At 47.3% G+C, this 16,673-nt stretch carries 18 protein-coding genes; 13 read left to right on the top strand and 5 right to left on the bottom strand.

What is annotated here, in order from left to right; genetic code table 11:
* The first annotated feature begins 26 nt into the window (after window positions 1-26).
* Entirely contained in the window at window positions 27-1,379 is a 1,353-nt protein-coding gene (locus AB447_RS00830) for a C40 family peptidase (RefSeq protein ID WP_048354448.1), read from the top strand.
* Between the two features lie 48 nt (window positions 1,380-1,427).
* On the opposite strand, the gene AB447_RS00835 is transcribed toward AB447_RS00830, so the two are convergent.
* Together AB447_RS00835 and AB447_RS00840 are read right to left on the bottom strand one after the other, a co-directional pair.
* Window positions 1,428-2,240, bottom strand: a complete 813-nt coding sequence (locus AB447_RS00835; protein WP_057957390.1) for an ABC transporter permease subunit — start codon at window positions 2,238-2,240, stop codon at window positions 1,428-1,430.
* Window positions 2,237-3,124 (bottom strand): ABC transporter ATP-binding protein, encoded by an 888-nt coding sequence (locus tag AB447_RS00840; protein WP_048405923.1) that lies wholly within the window; start codon window positions 3,122-3,124, stop codon window positions 2,237-2,239. Before AB447_RS00840 ends, AB447_RS00835 begins: the two co-directional genes overlap by 4 nt.
* 155 nt (window positions 3,125-3,279) lie before the next feature.
* On the opposite strand from AB447_RS00840, the gene AB447_RS00845 reads away from it, so the two are divergent.
* Window positions 3,280-3,867 (top strand): TetR/AcrR family transcriptional regulator, encoded by a 588-nt coding sequence (locus AB447_RS00845; protein WP_048354447.1) that lies wholly within the window; start codon window positions 3,280-3,282, stop codon window positions 3,865-3,867.
* A 134-nt stretch (window positions 3,868-4,001) separates the two neighbouring features.
* On the opposite strand, the gene AB447_RS00850 is transcribed toward AB447_RS00845, so the two are convergent.
* A complete protein-coding gene (locus tag AB447_RS00850; protein WP_046130871.1) occupies window positions 4,002-4,211 on the bottom strand; it encodes a lipoprotein in 210 nt (69 codons plus the stop codon).
* Between the two features lie 152 nt (window positions 4,212-4,363).
* On the opposite strand from AB447_RS00850, the gene AB447_RS00855 reads away from it, so the two are divergent.
* The gene (locus tag AB447_RS00855) at window positions 4,364-6,238 is read left to right on the top strand and encodes a DUF2207 domain-containing protein (RefSeq protein WP_048354446.1); all 1,875 of its coding nucleotides are present in this window, start codon (window positions 4,364-4,366) and stop codon (window positions 6,236-6,238) included.
* Between the two features lie 66 nt (window positions 6,239-6,304).
* On the opposite strand, the gene AB447_RS00860 is transcribed toward AB447_RS00855, so the two are convergent.
* A complete protein-coding gene (locus tag AB447_RS00860; protein ID WP_048354445.1) occupies window positions 6,305-6,775 on the bottom strand; it encodes a DUF4188 domain-containing protein in 471 nt (156 codons plus the stop codon).
* Window positions 6,775-7,335, bottom strand: a complete 561-nt coding sequence (locus AB447_RS00865) for a PadR family transcriptional regulator (protein WP_048354444.1) — start codon at window positions 7,333-7,335, stop codon at window positions 6,775-6,777. The genes AB447_RS00860 and AB447_RS00865 overlap by 1 nt, the downstream gene beginning before the upstream one ends.
* Before the next feature lie 289 nt (window positions 7,336-7,624).
* Between AB447_RS00865 and AB447_RS00870 the strand changes: the two genes are divergently transcribed.
* From AB447_RS00870 to AB447_RS00915, 10 genes are all read left to right on the top strand, one after another.
* Window positions 7,625-8,227, top strand: a complete 603-nt coding sequence (locus AB447_RS00870; RefSeq protein WP_048354443.1) for a TerD family protein — start codon at window positions 7,625-7,627, stop codon at window positions 8,225-8,227.
* Between the two features lie 28 nt (window positions 8,228-8,255).
* Window positions 8,256-8,837 (top strand): TerD family protein, encoded by a 582-nt coding sequence (locus AB447_RS00875; protein WP_046130877.1) that lies wholly within the window; start codon window positions 8,256-8,258, stop codon window positions 8,835-8,837.
* Between the two features lie 62 nt (window positions 8,838-8,899).
* Window positions 8,900-9,478: a TerD family protein gene (locus AB447_RS00880; RefSeq protein WP_048354442.1), complete on the top strand. Its 579-nt coding sequence runs from the start codon at window positions 8,900-8,902 to the stop codon at window positions 9,476-9,478.
* Window positions 9,479-9,544: 66 nt separating this feature from the next.
* The gene (locus AB447_RS00885) at window positions 9,545-10,318 is read left to right on the top strand and encodes a TerC family protein (RefSeq protein WP_048405922.1); all 774 of its coding nucleotides are present in this window, start codon (window positions 9,545-9,547) and stop codon (window positions 10,316-10,318) included.
* 102 nt (window positions 10,319-10,420) lie between these two features.
* Entirely contained in the window at window positions 10,421-11,608 is a 1,188-nt protein-coding gene (locus AB447_RS00890) for an HpcH/HpaI aldolase/citrate lyase family protein (protein WP_048354441.1), read from the top strand.
* Window positions 11,598-12,998, top strand: a complete 1,401-nt coding sequence (locus AB447_RS00895; protein WP_082634600.1) for a phosphoribosyltransferase family protein — start codon at window positions 11,598-11,600, stop codon at window positions 12,996-12,998. The genes AB447_RS00890 and AB447_RS00895 overlap by 11 nt, the downstream gene beginning before the upstream one ends.
* Entirely contained in the window at window positions 12,913-14,022 is a 1,110-nt protein-coding gene (locus AB447_RS00900; protein WP_048354440.1) for a cysteine protease StiP family protein, read from the top strand. Before AB447_RS00895 ends, AB447_RS00900 begins: the two co-directional genes overlap by 86 nt.
* Window positions 14,019-14,834 (top strand): HAD family hydrolase, encoded by an 816-nt coding sequence (locus AB447_RS00905; RefSeq protein ID WP_048354439.1) that lies wholly within the window; start codon window positions 14,019-14,021, stop codon window positions 14,832-14,834. Before AB447_RS00900 ends, AB447_RS00905 begins: the two co-directional genes overlap by 4 nt.
* Window positions 14,827-15,096, top strand: coding sequence for a helix-turn-helix domain-containing protein (locus AB447_RS00910; protein ID WP_048354438.1), 270 nt, complete (start codon window positions 14,827-14,829; stop codon window positions 15,094-15,096). The genes AB447_RS00905 and AB447_RS00910 overlap by 8 nt, the downstream gene beginning before the upstream one ends.
* Window positions 15,053-16,657 carry a YceG family protein gene (locus AB447_RS00915; protein WP_048354437.1) on the top strand — a complete coding sequence of 535 codons (1,605 nt, stop codon included), beginning with the start codon at window positions 15,053-15,055 and terminating at the stop codon, window positions 16,655-16,657. Before AB447_RS00910 ends, AB447_RS00915 begins: the two co-directional genes overlap by 44 nt.
* The last annotated feature ends 16 nt before the right edge of the window (window positions 16,658-16,673 follow it).

Here is a 16,673-nt window from a genome sequence, read left to right on the forward strand (position 1 = left end):
ATACATAAAGGAAAGAGGAGTAGAAAGTGAAGAAAAAAGTTTATGCTTTTGGTTTAGCGTCGGTCCTTGGCACCGCCGGTCTATTTACCCCTTTTATGAACGAAAATGCGTCAGCGAAAAGCGCATCAGAACAAAAGCAGGAAGTTCAGAAAAAACGTTCTGAAGTTGATTCAAGCATCGACAGCAAAAGACGGGAAATCGCAAAGCTTCAAGAGGAACAGCAAAAGCTTGAAGAAAAGATGAAAGAGCTTGATGAAAAAGCGCTTGCTACAAGCAACAAAATCGAAGACAAAGAAGCTGAAAACAAAAAATTGAAAGAAGAAGTGGCCGCACTGAAAAAAGAAATCAAAGAAACGGAAAAAAGAATTGAAGAGCGTTCAAAAGTCATTAAAAAGCGCGTGCGCAGCCTGCAGGAAAGCGGCGGATCGCAAAGCTACATCAACGTTCTTCTCGGCGCGCAAAGCTTTGGCGATTTCATCAGCCGTGCGACTGCTGTTTCAACGATCGTAGATGCGGACAAAGACCTTCTTGATGAACAGGAAAAAGATAAAAACAAGCTTGAAAAAGCAATGTCTGATTTGAATACGAAACTGGACGAGATCCAAAAAACGCTTGCGGATCTGAAAAACCTTAAAAAAGACCTTGATGCACAGCTGAAGGAGCAGGACAACCTCTCCAAACAGCTGCAAGCCAAGAAAGATAAAGCCGAATCAGAACTGAACGACCTGAAAAAAGAATCAGGCTCACTCACAAAAGAGGAAGCTGCGCTTGCGAAAAAAATCGCAGATGAAAAAGCAGCAGCTGCAGCCGCCGCCAAAGCTAAGGAAGAGTCAGCGAAAGCCAAAACATCCGAATCTTCATCAGATTCCGGATCAGTCAGCAAATCAAACGGATCTTCTGACAACGGTTCATCATCAAGCAGCAAAGCAAGAAAAAGCTCTTCACGCAGCTATTCTTCAGGTTCAGCTGTAAGCAACAACGGCAGTGCGATTGAAGTCGCGATCAGCACAGGATCAAGCATCGTCGGCCGTTCTCCGTACAAATGGGGAGGCGGACGCACGCAAGCTGATATCGATGCCCGCCGTTTTGACTGCTCATCTTTCGTTCGCTGGGCTTATGCTTCAGCAGGCGTAGAGCTTGGTTTCGGCGGTAACACTGACACGCTTCTCGGCAAAGGCCGCGCTGTCAGCCCGTCTAGCATGAAACGCGGAGATTTGGTTTTCTTCGACACTTATAAAACAAACGGCCATGTGGGAATCTATCTCGGAAACGGCCAATTCCTGAATGACAACAGCTCACGCGGAGTATCCATCGATTCCATGAGCAACCCTTATTGGAGAGCCCATTTCAGCGGAGTCGTAAGACGCGTCGTTGAATAAACAATAAACACAAACCGCCGTCCTGAAAAGGAACGGCGGTTTTTTGCATTACAGCGGCAAATCGCGCTTTTTAAAGATCAAAGTACCGGTCAAAAAAGCGGCTAAGCCGATGACTGAAAGAATAAGGGCGGCTTTCAATGTTTCGGCGCTGTCTCCTGCAATGTCGCCGGGCCTGAATAAAGAAAAGATAGAGAGATTTCTGAGCCATTCCGTCTTTTCGCTAAGCTTACCGATCAGATCCAGGCTGAAAAACAAAAATGTAATCATTCCGGATAGGCTGAGGGCTTTTTTCTCGTCATTTGAAGCGGCCGAAATGAAAAACGAAATGCCGCTGACCGCAAAAAAGAGCAAAAAGCCAAGCAGATTGATGAAAAGGAACCTGGATACATGAAAGTCGTATTCATCCCCGATCATCCATACATATCCGGCCAACCCGGCAATGGTTGTCACGGCCATAATGATAAACAGCCCGGTTGTTAAAACGGCGGCCTGTGTGAAAGCGACCTTTGCCCTTGTTGTCGGTGCTGACAGGATATAAGCCATTGCGCCCTGGTCAACCAGCTTTGCCAAAAGCTTTGTTGACAGCATGACGGCAAAGATCGAAAGGATAATGATAAAGATGAGTCCGTAATATTCCCCTGACATAAAGTCTTCCAGGCTCCCAAACCCGTTTTCAAACCCGAAGGCGTTCAGAACTCCCTCCGGCATTGAGTTGATCATGTTCTCAAAATCCCCGGTATTTTTTGCAATGCTTGGATAGATGCCGAGGATCAAAAGGATATAAAACGCCGAACCTGCCGCATAGCTCATGATGCCTTTCACATTCGTTTTCATCATTTGTTTATACAGGGAGAGATTCATTTCGCTGCACCCTTTCTGTCATAGTAGTTCATAAACACTTCTTCAAGGCTTTGCGTCGACACATCAATATGGCGGACGCGATATTTTGCAGCCTCTTTTATAAACCGATCATGATTTCCCCAAACGGCGACCTTAACCCGGTTGCCTTGACGCGATTCGATTTGCAGGCCGGACTCGATGAAAGCCGGGATGTCCGCTTCGTTTTCAAACGTCACTTCAAACACTTTCCTCTGCATGGTCTGCAGCTCGTGAATATCTTTTACGGCGATGAGCCTGCCGTCTTTAATGATCGCGGCCCTGTCGCAGGTTCTTTCAATTTCCGGAAAGCTGTGGGAGGACATTAAAAACGTCGTCCCGTTCGCTTTTTCTTCGAGGACGATGTCAATAAACACTTTTTGCATCAACGGGTCAAGCCCTGATGTCGGTTCATCAAGGATGATCACTTCAGGACTATGCATAAAGGCGGCGACGATCCCCACTTTCTGCTTCATCCCTTTTGACATTTTTCTGATCGGGGTATGCACGTCGAATTGCAGGCGGTCGATCAGTTTATCGCGCTTCGCGGTATCTTTGATCTCCTGCATGTCAGCCATGAAATCGAGAAACGTCTTCCCCGTCATTCCCTCGATAAAAGCGATTTCTCCGGGAAGGTAGCCGATATGGTGCTGAATCTTACCTTGATGCTTCCGCACGTCCATTCCGTTTACCGTGATCTCGCCTTGATCAGGCTGCATAAACCCCATGATATGGCGGATGGTTGTCGACTTTCCGGCGCCGTTCGGGCCCAAAAATCCGAAAACCTCTCCTTTTTGAATGGAAAATGAAACATCAAATATGCCTTTTCCGTTCGGGAATGTTTTGGTCAATCCTTGAACTGTCAGCATTGGAATACCCTCCAAAGTGAAAAAAATGAAATATTTTTAATCATAAATTACATAATTCATTCTACGTTCGGAACAACTGGCGTGTCAATGAAAATTAATGAAATATTTTTATGTTATAATTTCATTATGAGAATATTTACAGCAAGGATGATTGGATGAACGGATTTGAAAAAAGGGCTTCATTGATTAAAGAGAAGATCAAGAAAGCGACATTGGAGCTGTTGAAGACGTGGGAACCGAAGCGAATCCGCATCACGGACATCGCCAGGAAAGCCAATGTTTCGCAGGTAACGATCTACAATTATTTCGGGAGCAAAGAAGCGCTTCTGCATGAGGTATTCAAGGACTATATTGACCAAGCCGTCGACGAGTTTACGGAATACATGAATAAAGATATATCGGTGAAAGAAAAGATTGAACATATCATTTTGCAAAAGAAAGAAGCCAATCGCGAAAAGTTTACGCTCACGATGATCAGAGAGCTGATGATCGAAGACAATGAAATGATGGACTATATTCAAACGCAATATGACGAAAAAATCATTCCGCTTATGCTTCAATTGATAGAAGACGGCCACCGGTCGGGTGCGATCTCTTCTATCATTACCGCGCAAAGCTTTCTTGTGTACATGAACATGATCATTCAACATTCAAAAGAGCTGGGAGAGGCTTTTGAGAAAAACAGCCATTTTACCGAAGAAATGCTGCACCTTTTTTTCTACGGCCTTTGCGGAAGGCCGTAGTGCATCAGGGTGGAAGGAAAAAGGCGGGGAGATTTGCATAAAGAGTAAACTCTTGCGAATCCCGCGGAACAGTTGTGACTGACGTCACCTGACTTATCGGCGCGAAGTCATTCGGAGGAGTCGGCGGGCCCGCATTAAGAACAGCTATTGATTGCTGCATCAAATGCATCCTCAGGGATATATGTCGTCCCGCCTTTATCTTTGAAAGGGATTTGATGCTCTTTTAAGCAATTTTTGTTTTCCTCTGTGAGAGAGTCCCCCCATTTGACATATTCACCTTTATAGTTCTTTTGACAAGCTGAAAGAATACACGTGATAGAAAGCAGTATGATGAATTTTTTCAACAAAAGGCATCCTTCTTTCTTTGAAAAATCTATTTTCATCTATTATATAAAACATTTGGACATTCAGTGTCATATCTATGAACATCTGAAACAATTCTCCCGCTTTTCCGTATATTTAAGGCAGAGACAAAAAATGAAAGGATTTACTGAAGATGAAGCGTTCCTTTTTCTTTTTGATGTTCAGTGCTTTTTTTCTTATTGCAGGATTTTCTGACGCGGAAAAATCCTTTTCGATTGATAAGGTTGATATTCAGGCATCGGTGAAAGAAAACGGCGATTTGGATGTTGAGGAAGTGTATACATACGATTTTCACGGTTCCTTCAACGGGATGACAAGGTCGTTCACCGAGAAGACGTCCGGCCGCGTGAAAGGGTTTAAAGCGTATCTTTCCGAAAAGCGGGGCGGATCCCGGCCGTTAAAAACAAAGTTTGAAGATGGAACGTATTTCGTGTATGCGGCTTCAAAAGACGAAACGAAAACCGTGCGGTACCACTATACCGTCGAGGAAGCCGCACAAAAGTTTGAAGATACGTCCGTTTTGTTCCATTCTTTTTATGAAAAGACAAATGAAGATTATCATCATGTGACGATCCGGGTGAAGCTTCCGGATCCGGTTAAGGACTCCGGAATACACGCGTTTTTACGCGAAAAAGGAAAAGGGAAGATCGCGGAGGTCAAAGACCGGACTGTCACGTATAAAAGCGCTCTTTACCCGGCGGGGACAAGCTCTGAGCTGAGAATTTACTTCCCTCAGAATGCGCTGCCAAAGGCAGTCCGTCATCCGTCTATTGAGCCGAATGATGATTTGCTTAAAGAGGAAAGAAACACGGCCATACGCTATGCCAAACATGACGAGCGGATGGGAAACGCAAACAGGCTGATATGGGTTTCTGCGGGGCTCATCGGTTTGGCGCTTGTCATCCTGGTGATCATTTCGATCATCAGAAAGAGAAACCGAAAGCTGCTTCCGGTCGAACAGTTGGAAACGTTAGATCCCGTGCTTGTTGCCTTTCTGTACAAAAAAGGGGCCTTCAAAGACCGCGATCTGATCGCCGGTTTGCTGTCGCTTTACCAGCGGGGGCTCCTTACCATGAAAAGGGTACAAGCGGAGGGAAGATTTCTCTGCGATAAAAAAGCGCCGAATGAGACGTATCAATTCGATTTTTCCGGAAATAAGGCCGATCTGCCGAAGCCGGATCGGCTGCTCATCGAAAAGCTTTTTGACGAAACGGGAGAAAATGCATATACATTCAGGCTGGACTCGCTCAGCGGACCGACAGAAGAGGAAGTCAAAAAGCGGAAAGACCTTGAAAAGTACGAACGAAAGCGAATCATTCTGGAAAATGTGGTTCAAAAATGGACGGAAAGCGTCAAGCAAGATCCTGTGTACAGAGAGTTCTTTCAAGAAAACCGCTGGCTTAGAATGATTTCGCTTTCCCTCCTTTTCGTCCATACGGGGCTTTTGCTCAATATCCTTTATGCGGATATCGCGCCGCTGATCGGTTTTATGACTGCGTGCATCATCTTCGGTTTTGCCTTATCGGCCGGCATCGTTCTTGCGAAATCTAAACTGTATTCGATCCTGTTTTTCATCGGGCTGTTTTTCGCATCTGTTTTCACCGAAAGTGCTGAAACCATTATGTCCTACGGCGGGTCTCTCGTGCTGTCGATCCTGCTGATTACCATGATTCCCTCCTTAAAAGAAAACAGCTGCGCATCTGTATACAGAAGATCGATCCTCTATTGGAGAAGTCAGCTGAAAAAAGGAGAACCTTTGAACAGTTTAGAAAAAGAAAAAAGCATGATCTATGCGATTGTTCTCGAGGTTGAGAATCAATTCCAGGCATCGGTCAAGCCATCATCCGATGCGTTTGACCGCACATCCCCGGTCCTCGGCCTGGCTGCAGCCGGCTATCTTCAATATCCGTTTTCAAGCTGGCAGCACACGGCCTCTCATTCAGGCGGCGAGGCTCATGATGCAGGCGGTTCGGCGTCTGACGGCGGCAGCGGAGCAGGAGCTTTTTAAAAGAAAAACGGCGCCACATGTTAAAGGCGCCATATTGACTAACGCCTGCAGGATGCAGGCGTTTTTTCATCCTTTGATTCGCTGTTCCGCCGTTTTTGTCCGGCGGGTGACGGGTGTATGGCCGTATGCTTTTGCCAGCCCGAACAGCGGCATGTTGTGATAAAACGTTTCATAGCGGCCTTTTGGGACTGTATATGTTTCATGATAAATGCCGACAGCTCCGGATGCGGCCGATTTTTGATAATAATTGCGCCAGGCTGTCATGTGCTTTTCTTCTTTTGCATAGGTAGTCAAGGCTTCAAATGAACGCCAATATTGGATGAGGAAGATCGTCCGGAAATTGATCGATGTTTCCATAGAGAGAAAGCCGGAATCTTTGTTTTTATTAAGCTCGCGGACCATCCGGGGCATGGCGGTAAACACAGGCCACCATTTATGAACTGCGTGCCATTTGTTGATCCGCATGCCGATCACAAATACAACTACTTCGTCATCGGGATCGGCCGTTATCGGCTTAGTGAAGATCGTTTTTCCCATTAGTCTAGATCCTCCCGGTTTGTTAAACGGCTGATTGTCGCTTCACACCACTCAATTCCGGCGCGCGTGCTCCGCTTTCCATAATCAAGCGTGAAAAACCAGTACTCTGAATCGCGCGAATTGTCCTTACACGCTATGATCGATTGTTCTATTGCGCGGTAAGCGTCATATCGTTCTTTAAGCTTTTGCTGATACTCCCTGACTTTTTCGGCGGTCGACAGCCGGTCTTGCTGTTTGCTGAAAAAAATCTTCAGCAGAAACTCGTTTTTTTCCGCAGCGATTTCTTTGATCGGCTCTTCCAGCCAGGTTTGCAGCGCTTCCTGTCCCTCCTTGGTGATGCGGTACTCTTTTTTATCGGGCTTATTTTCTTGGGCGGATGCTTCAGCCGTCACCCATCCGGTTTCTGTCAGGTGCTTCAGTGAGGGGTAAATCTGGCCGTAGCTGATTTTCCAAAAGTGATTCAAACTCCTGTCGATCATTTGCTTCATGTCATATCCCGTTCGATAGCCGGCCGTGATCAAACCGAGCAGGGCATAAGGCGTATTGTTTTTCCTGGACATGGCTGCCGCCTTTCTATATCTATATGATATATATCTTTTAGATATATTTTAACGAAGTCTGTTTTCCCTTGCAATGGTTTAGGTTTAAAAGATTATAAAAAAAGTGAAACCTTCATTTGGAGTAGTCCGTATATATGGTTAAGCAGATTAAATATTGATTCATTAGTCGTATATTTAATGAAAAGATCGAATGATTGTAGTATGATGAAATGAATCACGCTGGCGTGAATGATGTCGTTTCAGCAAATATTTTTCTTACAATTTATGATTTTATAGGGGAGTGAACGGTTTGGCTATTTCTTTAGAGAAAGGTCAGCGGATTGATTTAACAAAAGGAAATGCAGGGCTTTCCAAAATCATGGTCGGCCTTGGCTGGGACCCTGTTTCATCAGGGAGCGGCGGGTTTTTTGGAAAGCTTTTCGGCGGAGGTGCACCGAACGTGGATTGCGATGCCTCTGTGTTGATGCTTGAAAATGGAAGAGTCACAGAAAACAAGAATGTGATTTATTTTGGAAATTTGAGAAGCAGATGCGGCAGCGTCGATCATACGGGCGATAATTTGACAGGGGAAGGCAGCGGCGACGATGAGCAAATTATCGTGGATCTTCAAAAGGTTCCCGCTCAAATCAACAAGCTTGTTTTTGTCGTGAACATTTACGACTGCGTCAAACGAAGCCAGCACTTCGGAATGATCGAAAATGCCTTCATCCGCATCGTCAACAGGGCTGACGGCCAAGAGATGGTCAGATACAATCTTAAAGAGGACTATTCAGGGCGGACAAGCCTGATAGCGGGCGAAATTTACCGCGATGGCGGCGAATGGAAGTTCACTGCCGTCGGAGAAGGCACAAACGATACGAGCATTACAGACCTCGTCAAACGCTACGCTTAAGCGAAAAAAACGAAAAGGAGAGATACAAATGGCAATCTCATTAGCAAAAGGGCAGAAGATCGATTTAACGAAAACGAATCCGGGCCTTTCAAAAGTTGTCGTGGGACTTGGCTGGGACGTCAATAAATACGACGGCGGAGCTGATTTCGATCTGGATTCCAGCGTGTTTTTGCTTGATGCTTCAGGGAAGTGCGCGTCGGAAAAAGACTTTGTTTTTTATAACCAAACCCAAGGCGGCAACGGTTCTGTCATACATACGGGCGACAACCGGACAGGTTTGGGCGAAGGCGACGATGAGCAGGTGAAAATCGACTTGAACGCTGTGCCGGCTAATATCGAGCGGATTTCATTCGTCATTACGATTCATGAGGCGGAAGCCCGCAGGCAAAATTTCGGCCAGGTGTCAAACGCATATGTCCGCGTGCTGAATGAAGAGACAAACGAAGAGCTGATCCGTTATGATCTGGCTGAGGACTTCTCCATTGAAACGGCGCTGATCACCGGTGAGCTTTACCGCCACGGCGGAGAGTGGAAATTTTCTGCGATCGGTTCCGGATACCAGGGCGGACTGGCGCGGATTGCCACAGATTTCGGCTTGCAAGTCGGCTAATGTTTTAGTCAGCGGGCGCATCTGCCCGCAGCCTGACATTTTGTAAAGGAGGTTCCACCCATATGGCTATTCAATTATCGAAAGGACAGCGGATCGACTTGACAAAGACGAATCCGGGCTTAACGAGAGCGCTGATCGGCTTAGGATGGGATACAAACAAATATACGGGCGGAGCTGATTTTGACCTGGACGCTTCCGCTTTCCTCGTTGACGCCAATGATAAATGCGTGAACGACCATGATTTTGTTTTCTACAATAATCTGGAGCATCCGAGCGGCGCCGTCATTCATACAGGCGACAACAGGACGGGGGAAGGGGACGGCGATGACGAACAGATCATCGTCGATTTTTCCAAAATTCCCGCCCATGTCGAGAAAATCGGCATCACCGTGACGATTCATGATGCAGAAAGCCGCAGCCAAAATTTCGGACAAGTATCAAACGCTTTTGTGCGGCTTGTCGATGATGCGACAAATGAAGAGCTGCTTCGCTTTGATTTAGGAGAAGACTTTTCGATCGAGACGGCAGTGGTTGTTTGTGAGCTTTACCGCCACGGAGCGGACTGGAAGTTCAATGCGATCGGCAGCGGATTTTCGGGCGGATTGGCTTCGCTTTGCCGAAATTACGGCCTGCAAGTCTAGTTTTACAGACTGGACCACGATTTTGTGGTTCAGTTTCCCTTTTCAATCATTAGGAGGTAACCAAACGTGGATTTATTCAATCATATTATTTCAATTTACGCCTCATTTTTCGACTGGAAAATGTGGGTTGAGGTTTTAAGCGATCCCGTCTCGTGGGGGCTGATCGGTTCACTGGTCGTACTGGAAGGGCTTTTGTCGGCGGATAACGCACTCGTTCTCGCCGTGATGGTGAAACACCTTCCGGAAAAACAGCGTAAAAAAGCGCTGACTTACGGTTTGGTCGGAGCGTATTTCTTTAGATTTCTGTTTATCGGACTCGGCATGATCCTTATCAAATTCTGGTGGATCAAGCTGCTCGGCGCTGCATATCTGGCATGGCTCGTCATTAAGCACTTCTTTATCGGAGACGGCGATGATGATGCGAACACCGTCAAAAAAGACGGCTGGATGGTTCGCGTGTTCGGGATGTTCTGGGCTACCGTCATTACGGTGGAATTGATGGACCTTGCTTTCTCGGTCGACAGCATCCTTGCCGCGTTTGCGATTTCTGAAAAAGTTTGGGTGCTGCTGATCGGCGGAATGCTCGGCATCTTAATGATGCGGACCGTCGCAAAATTCTTCCTGACACTGATTGATAAAGTGCCTGAGCTTGAAACGACTGCGTTTATTTTAATTGGAATCATCGCTTTGAAAATGGCTGCAAGCGTATGGCACATCGAGATGCCGCACAGCGTATTCTTCATCATTCTGGTTATTGCTTTTGCAGCGACATTTATCATTCACTATATGAACAAACAAAAAGCTGTCAAAGAACAAACGGCCGCTTCAAAGGAAGAATAAAAAGAACATCGAAGGGGTGGAAGGGTGGTCTCCTGCCCCACTCCTTTTTTACATAGTCAAACAGCGGCAGGCGTTGTCCTTTAGCTAAAGAAGGTGATCCATTTGCAGTACTTTGATTTTTTATCGGCCTCTCAAAAAGAAAATGTCTTTTTCAAACAGCCTGGTATGGTGACGAAGGACTCCCCGAAACACATACTCGAGTATGCGCTCGGAGCTACGCTTTATGTGCCGGGAAACCGCAGTGACATCGCAGACATGATCATAAAACGAAAATATCCCGCCCTATGCTCCGTTGTTTTCTGTCTTGAGGACTCGATCGGCGACTGTGAAGTTCTACAGGCTGAAAACAATCTTGTCAGCCAAGCCGACATCATTTATCAGGCTCAAAAATTGCGGAACATAAATCCCGACGTGCTTCCGCTGATGTTCATCCGCGTGCGTGAGCCTGAACAAATGCTTGAATTAGGTAATAAGCTTGGCAGGGCGCTTCACCTGTTCACCGGGTTCGTCTTTCCCAAATTTTCAACGTTTAATGCCGAGCACTACCTTGATACTCTATCGAAATTGTCGAAAGAATCAGGCATTACACTGTACGGAATGCCTATTTTTGAAACCCCGGATTTACTTGCCATGGAAACGAGAAGAAAGGCGCTGGAGGAACTAAAATCGACGCTCGTCTTCTACCAGGATGTCATCCTGAACATACGGATCGGTGCCACCGATCTGTGCGGGCTGTACGGGTTGCGGCGGAAACCGCAGACTACCATTTATGACATTTGGGTCATTGCCGATTTTATTAAAGATATGATCAATTATTTCGGCTTGCAGTTTGTCATATCCGGCCCCGTCTGGGAGTATTTTGAAGATTCCTCGAAAACGGCCGGATCTTTTCCGCGGCGGGCTTCTGGTTGGGAGGGGCTTACAGGCGAAGGTCTCAATCCGTATACGGACGGATTGATCAATGAAACGCTTCTTGACCTGGCCAACGGCATTCACGGCAAAACCGTGATTCACCCGACACATATAAGAGCTGTGCAAAGCCTGCATGTCATTTCAATCGAAGAGTACTTGGATGCCTTAAGCATAGTCGAAAGCGCTGACGGCACGCGCGGTATTGTGAAAAGCTCTTTTTCCAATAAGATGAACGAAATCAAGCCGCACTTAAGCTGGGCGAAAAAAATATTATTAAAATCTGAAATATACGGGGTGTATCATGAAAACCGCAGCTACATCGACATCCTTACGGCAGACAAACCGCCGCTTTCAAATCTTGGATCATATGGAAGTTGACCTGTCGGTTGCCGGCAATCCGCTGTCTATTCCACCCGAGACGCTATTTGAAATGGCGGCCAGGGTCAATAAAAAGAGGGGATTTTTGTTTGTCAGCAAGGTACTCGGCAAGCACATTCCGGTAAGTCCTTTGAAGCCGCTCCTCGCTTCAGGACTGTTGGCGATCGAGTATGCGGAACGAACATTCGGCTTGATGACAGATATAAAGGCTGAAGTGATCAAAGGATTTTTGGCGGAGGATCATGAGAGCATGAAAAAGGCCTGCGACCTTCTCGAAAAACAGCGGCTTGCGCTGCCGGTCTCTCCGATTGTCATCGGCTTTGCAGAGACGGCGACTGCTCTCGGCCATGGTGTGTACGACTCTATTGAAGGGGCTTCCTTTATCCATACAACGAGAGAAACGTTAAAAGACGCCGATCCCGTCCTGACGTTTGAAGAAGAGCATTCCCACGCTGTTGATCAGCTCTGCTACACGGATGAACCTATTTTCTCCGCTGCCGAGAGGCCCGTGATTCTCGTAGACGATGAACTCACAACCGGCAAAACGGCGCTGAACATCATCAGGGATATTCAGAAAAAGCATCCGCGCAGGGAGTATGCCGTTCTTTCTCTATTAGACTGGCGGTCAAGTGAGCATAAAGAAGAATTCAGGAAAGCGGAGGCTGAACTGGGTGTAACCATTTCGACGAGCGCTTTGTTATCGGGAGCTGTCGCATATCAAGGGAAAACGCTTGATCAATCGTCATACGATGATCGGCCGCGCGGTGACGAAGAAGACGTCTCCGTCCGCTGGATCGACCTCAGCGATTGCTTCACGGCGCTTCCGCATCTATCAGAACAAACAGGGGATGCTCCATTTGTCAAAGAGACAGGCCGTTTCGGACTTGCTGCAGGCGATAAACGCGGTGTCGAAGCCGCCTGTCAAAAAGCGGCCGAACGCCTCAATGCCCTGCGAAAAGGAAAGCGCGTGCTGTGCCTGGGAACGGGCGAATTTATGTATCTTCCGATGAAAATCGCGTCTCTTATGGGTGAACACGTTTTCTATCATTCAACGACAAGAAGCCCGATTCACCCGTCCGGTGAAGAAGGATATGACGTTAAGAACGGCTTCGGCTTTCCAAACCCGGAAAATGAGACTGTGAAGCATTTTATCTATAACCTTCCGAAACGGGGTTATGACGAAGTGTTTGTATTTATCGAAAAATCCGTTGCAGCGCGATCTTTGCTGCCGATGTTTCGTATTTTCAGCGATCGGCAAATTAACGATGTCACCGTTGTGACGTTTTCCAAAGGGAGTGATCGGCATGGCTCATGTTGCTGCGGGAATGGGCAGCTATCCCGAGTCGGATGTGACGTTTCTTTTAAAAGACCTGTCAGGCATTTCGATTGAAAAAAGCACGCGTGAAAGGGAAAGCCTGATTCAAGGCGGCATGCATTATTCAGAAATGCTCCCTGTCGAGTATAAACCGACCGAAGAGTACATGAAGCTGTTTTACGCTTCGCTTGAAGAAGAAAAACGCAAAGTGGCGGTGGCCGTCGGGACTGTCGCTGAACAAATCGTCCAGACGCGGGGGCTGAATACCGTGCTTTGCAGTCTGGCACGCGCCGGTACGCCAATCGGCGTCCTCATCAAACGCTATATTGAACGTAAATATGAAATTGCTCTTCCCCACTACAGCATCTCGATTATCAGGGACAGGGGAATTGACGAAAACGCCCTGCACTACATCCTCCGTCATCATCCCGGATCTGGGGTTGCATTTATAGACGGCTGGACGGGAAAGGGCGCGATTACAAACGAATTGACGCGTGCTGTAAGAACTTTTAATGAAGCAAATGGCACTGAGCTTTCCGCAGAGCTCGCGGTTCTTGCCGATCCGGGTTATTGTTCATCTTTGTTTGGAACGAGGGAGGATTTCCTCATTCCGAGCGCCTGTTTGAATTCGACCGTATCGGGTCTTGTCAGCAGAACCGTTTTAAACGGGAAATGGATCGGAAAAGAAGATTTTCACGGGGCGAAATATTACGCGGACTTGCGAGAGGAAGATGTCTCAAATCTCTATGTCGATACGGTTGCCGCTGAATTTCCCGCCGCTGAAAAACAAGCCGCAGAAACGGCTGCGCGGCTTCTCAAAAAAAGGGAGGAGCCCGATTGGCGCGGCCTGGCAGCAATTAAAAGCATCCAGAACGACTTCGGCATTGATAACACGCATTTCATCAAACCCGGAGTGGGTGAGACGACGAGGGTATTGCTGCGGAGAGTGCCCTGGAAAATCTTAATTCAGCCCGGTTCGAAGCACAGGCTCAAGCATATCATGCTCCTTGCAGAAGAGAGGGGCGTTCCAATTGAGGAGTATACCGATATGTCTTACAGCTGCTGCGGATTGATCCGTCCGGTCGGGAGGGGCAAATGAAAGCTTTTGCAAGCGATTTGGACAGAACATTGATTTATTCAAAAAAAATGATTGAAGCATACGGGGCATCTGCCGGCTATGAGCTGATCGAAACTCTCGGCGGCAAAGAGATTTCCTATATATCGGCCGCGACGGCCGCAAATCTGCGCAGGATCGATCAAGACATGTATTTTATCCCGGTTACGACCCGGACGACGGAACAATACGAGCGAATTACGTTTTTTCAAAAAGACGTCATTCCTGAATACGCGATTACGACCAATGGAGCCTGCATTTTAAAGAACGGCCGCCCGATCAGGGAATGGTCAAACTTTATCGAAAGCCGGCTTCAATCTTGCACGCCGATCGAAGACATATGTGAGGAAATCGCAAAGCTTCCATTGTCGAGATCAGCGGAACGAATCCGGACGGCTCATCATTATTTTGTTTATTTGATTTTGAGCAAAGAAGGCATCAGCGGAATCGACGCCGCTTATGCAAAAGCGTGGGCCGCCGAGAAAGGGTGGCAGGCATCTCTGCAAGGGAGGAAGCTCTATTTTATCCCGGAGCCGCTGAATAAATGGAAAGCGGTCGATTATTTGAAGCGCGAGCTGAACATCGATAAGGTTTACGCGGCGGGTGATTCGCTGCTCGATTTTGAGCTGATCGCCCAAGCTGACTGCGGTGTTTCGCCCGCTCACGGAGAGGTGCTGCATCACCACCCTGATCTCCATGCGACGGCGCATTGGGGCATGAAGGCGGCGGATGAAATCACAGAGCGCATTGTGAACGAAGAAATCAAACCATATTTTAGGATGATCAGTTATGATTAAAATAATCGATCTTACCAGCCGCGAGATTCTTAGTTCCCAGCAGGCCTGTGAAGAATGGGGAATCGACTCATCAACGCTTCGCAAAAGAGTCCACGATTTCCCCGCAGGAACGATCAGAAAGTTTGGGACGACCTATGCGGTGACACGGGCCGGCATGTGCGCCGTTTTTGGCACCAGCAATGAGCATCTAGCGGAAAAAGGGGGGGAAGCGAAGCGCTATGAATCAGCAGGTCAATATTCAAAGGACACCGATCAAAGATGATGAATGGAAACAGGTGATCCATCAGCAGCTTTCAGAAAGAACCCCTTATGAAACAGGCGGACAATTAACGATCGCTAACGTTGCGGGCCGGATTCTCGGGACGCCGCACGATGAAACAGATTACTATATTCATTTGCATGAGCTGTACGAATCGCCGGACGTTCACGTTTTAAGCGAGACGTTGGATAAGACGATCGATCAGAAAAAGTTTCAGGCCGTCCAGCACATCCATATGATCAACCAGAAGGAAAAAGGGTTGTCGGTCAACAGGTTTGCCGCCTTTCTGGACGGAGAGCAGCTTATTGTGAAACATCCCCATCCCGGGATGCACAGGAATTTGAGAAAAGCTTTTATCGATGTGCTGAAAACTTTTCAGTCTCACCATGAGCAAGGCTTCAATCATCCCGATTTTCGCAGGATTCTTTTGGATCTTGTGAAATGGATGGGAAATCATCTTGAACCTTGGCTGAAAGATGCCGATATTGAGAAAGAAATGCCGCGCGTTATTTGGTACGGAGACGCCACGAAAAGCCAGCTCTATTTTTTATATTATTTGATGCTCATCGGGTGCGATGTACTGATTTTTCATCCGGAAGGAAAGGATCAATTTAACGAGATCGACCCGGATCAAAGGCTTTCTTTTGTATACGCATATCCGGGAACATCGGCGCCCGAACCGTTCCCGACGGAAAAGCCGCAGCGAAAATCAACGGTGGCATACAGGTCGACGAAGGAATTGGACAGCGTGCTCCACAATGAAGAGTCCATGATGTATAAACCTTGGCAATTCAGAGAGCACACGCCGGTCTCCGTGACGCTGAAAACGACGTATGATGAGCTGTTTTTAATTGCAAAAGAACGCGCGTTTATCCGGCCGAATTTCCGGGCGGACAATACAACTGTCGAGATTCCGAATTTGTTTGCCATGATTATGGGCATCACCGCCAATGAAAAAGAATACTGGGACCGGCTGCAGACATTGACCGAGTACAAGGAGTCCCATACGATCAGGCGCTTCCCGTTTACAGAGGAAGTGAAAGCCAATTATCAGTTCCATTACAACCATGCCCTCGATCAGACGGGGCAAATCGATCCCGTCCGTCTAAAGGAGAGCAATATTTGGCGCTGCAAGCATTTGCCGGAGGGAATTCAGGACGGCATCGCACAGGCCGTCTCGAGATTGTGCAAACACGCAAAGCTCCTGCCGCAAAACGGCGAAAGCGAAGCGGATGTCAAGCTGTATTTGTTCACTCAGGCCGTCAATCTCCCTTCTGCGCTTTTGAACTTGATCCAAACGTTTGACTATGCGCAGACCGTGCCGAAGCTGATTCTGTACCATACCGAACAGACGGGTGCATTATCGCGTTCAGACGCCGCGGCGCTGCTCTTGTTAAACGAAATCGGCATCGATATCATCGTTTATAATCCGCCCGGTTACAAGTGTATCGATCATTATATTGAAGACCAGCAGTTTGACACTCATTGGCTTGATGAGATGTCCTTTAATCAGGAATTCAAAGAGCCGTCAATCGTACGGAAATTCATCAATAAAATTTTCTAACAAGGGGGCCATCCAA

It is taken from the genome of Bacillus glycinifermentans (genome assembly GCF_001042475.2).
In the GTDB taxonomy this organism is placed as follows: domain Bacteria; phylum Bacillota; class Bacilli; order Bacillales; family Bacillaceae; genus Bacillus; species Bacillus glycinifermentans.

What these genes read in the sequence shown, in the direction of transcription:
- AB447_RS00835 (WP_057957390.1), bottom strand. Translation starts at nt 2,240, where the DNA reads ATGAATCTCTCCCTGTATAAACAAATGATGAAAACGAATGTGAAAGGC.
- AB447_RS00840 (WP_048405923.1), bottom strand. Translation starts at nt 3,124, where the DNA reads ATGCTGACAGTTCAAGGATTGACCAAAACATTCCCGAACGGAAAAGGC.
- AB447_RS00845 (WP_048354447.1), top strand. Translation starts at nt 3,280, where the DNA reads ATGAACGGATTTGAAAAAAGGGCTTCATTGATTAAAGAGAAGATCAAG.
- AB447_RS00855 (WP_048354446.1), top strand. Translation starts at nt 4,364, where the DNA reads ATGAAGCGTTCCTTTTTCTTTTTGATGTTCAGTGCTTTTTTTCTTATT.
- AB447_RS00860 (WP_048354445.1), bottom strand. Translation starts at nt 6,775, where the DNA reads ATGGGAAAAACGATCTTCACTAAGCCGATAACGGCCGATCCCGATGAC.
- AB447_RS00865 (WP_048354444.1), bottom strand. Translation starts at nt 7,335, where the DNA reads ATGTCCAGGAAAAACAATACGCCTTATGCCCTGCTCGGTTTGATCACG.
- AB447_RS00875 (WP_046130877.1), top strand. Translation starts at nt 8,256, where the DNA reads ATGGCAATCTCATTAGCAAAAGGGCAGAAGATCGATTTAACGAAAACG.
- AB447_RS00880 (WP_048354442.1), top strand. Translation starts at nt 8,900, where the DNA reads ATGGCTATTCAATTATCGAAAGGACAGCGGATCGACTTGACAAAGACG.
- AB447_RS00895 (WP_082634600.1), top strand. Translation starts at nt 11,598, where the DNA reads ATGGAAGTTGACCTGTCGGTTGCCGGCAATCCGCTGTCTATTCCACCC.
- AB447_RS00900 (WP_048354440.1), top strand. Translation starts at nt 12,913, where the DNA reads ATGGCTCATGTTGCTGCGGGAATGGGCAGCTATCCCGAGTCGGATGTG.
- AB447_RS00905 (WP_048354439.1), top strand. Translation starts at nt 14,019, where the DNA reads ATGAAAGCTTTTGCAAGCGATTTGGACAGAACATTGATTTATTCAAAA.
- AB447_RS00910 (WP_048354438.1), top strand. Translation starts at nt 14,827, where the DNA reads ATGATTAAAATAATCGATCTTACCAGCCGCGAGATTCTTAGTTCCCAG.
- AB447_RS00915 (WP_048354437.1), top strand. Translation starts at nt 15,053, where the DNA reads ATGAATCAGCAGGTCAATATTCAAAGGACACCGATCAAAGATGATGAA.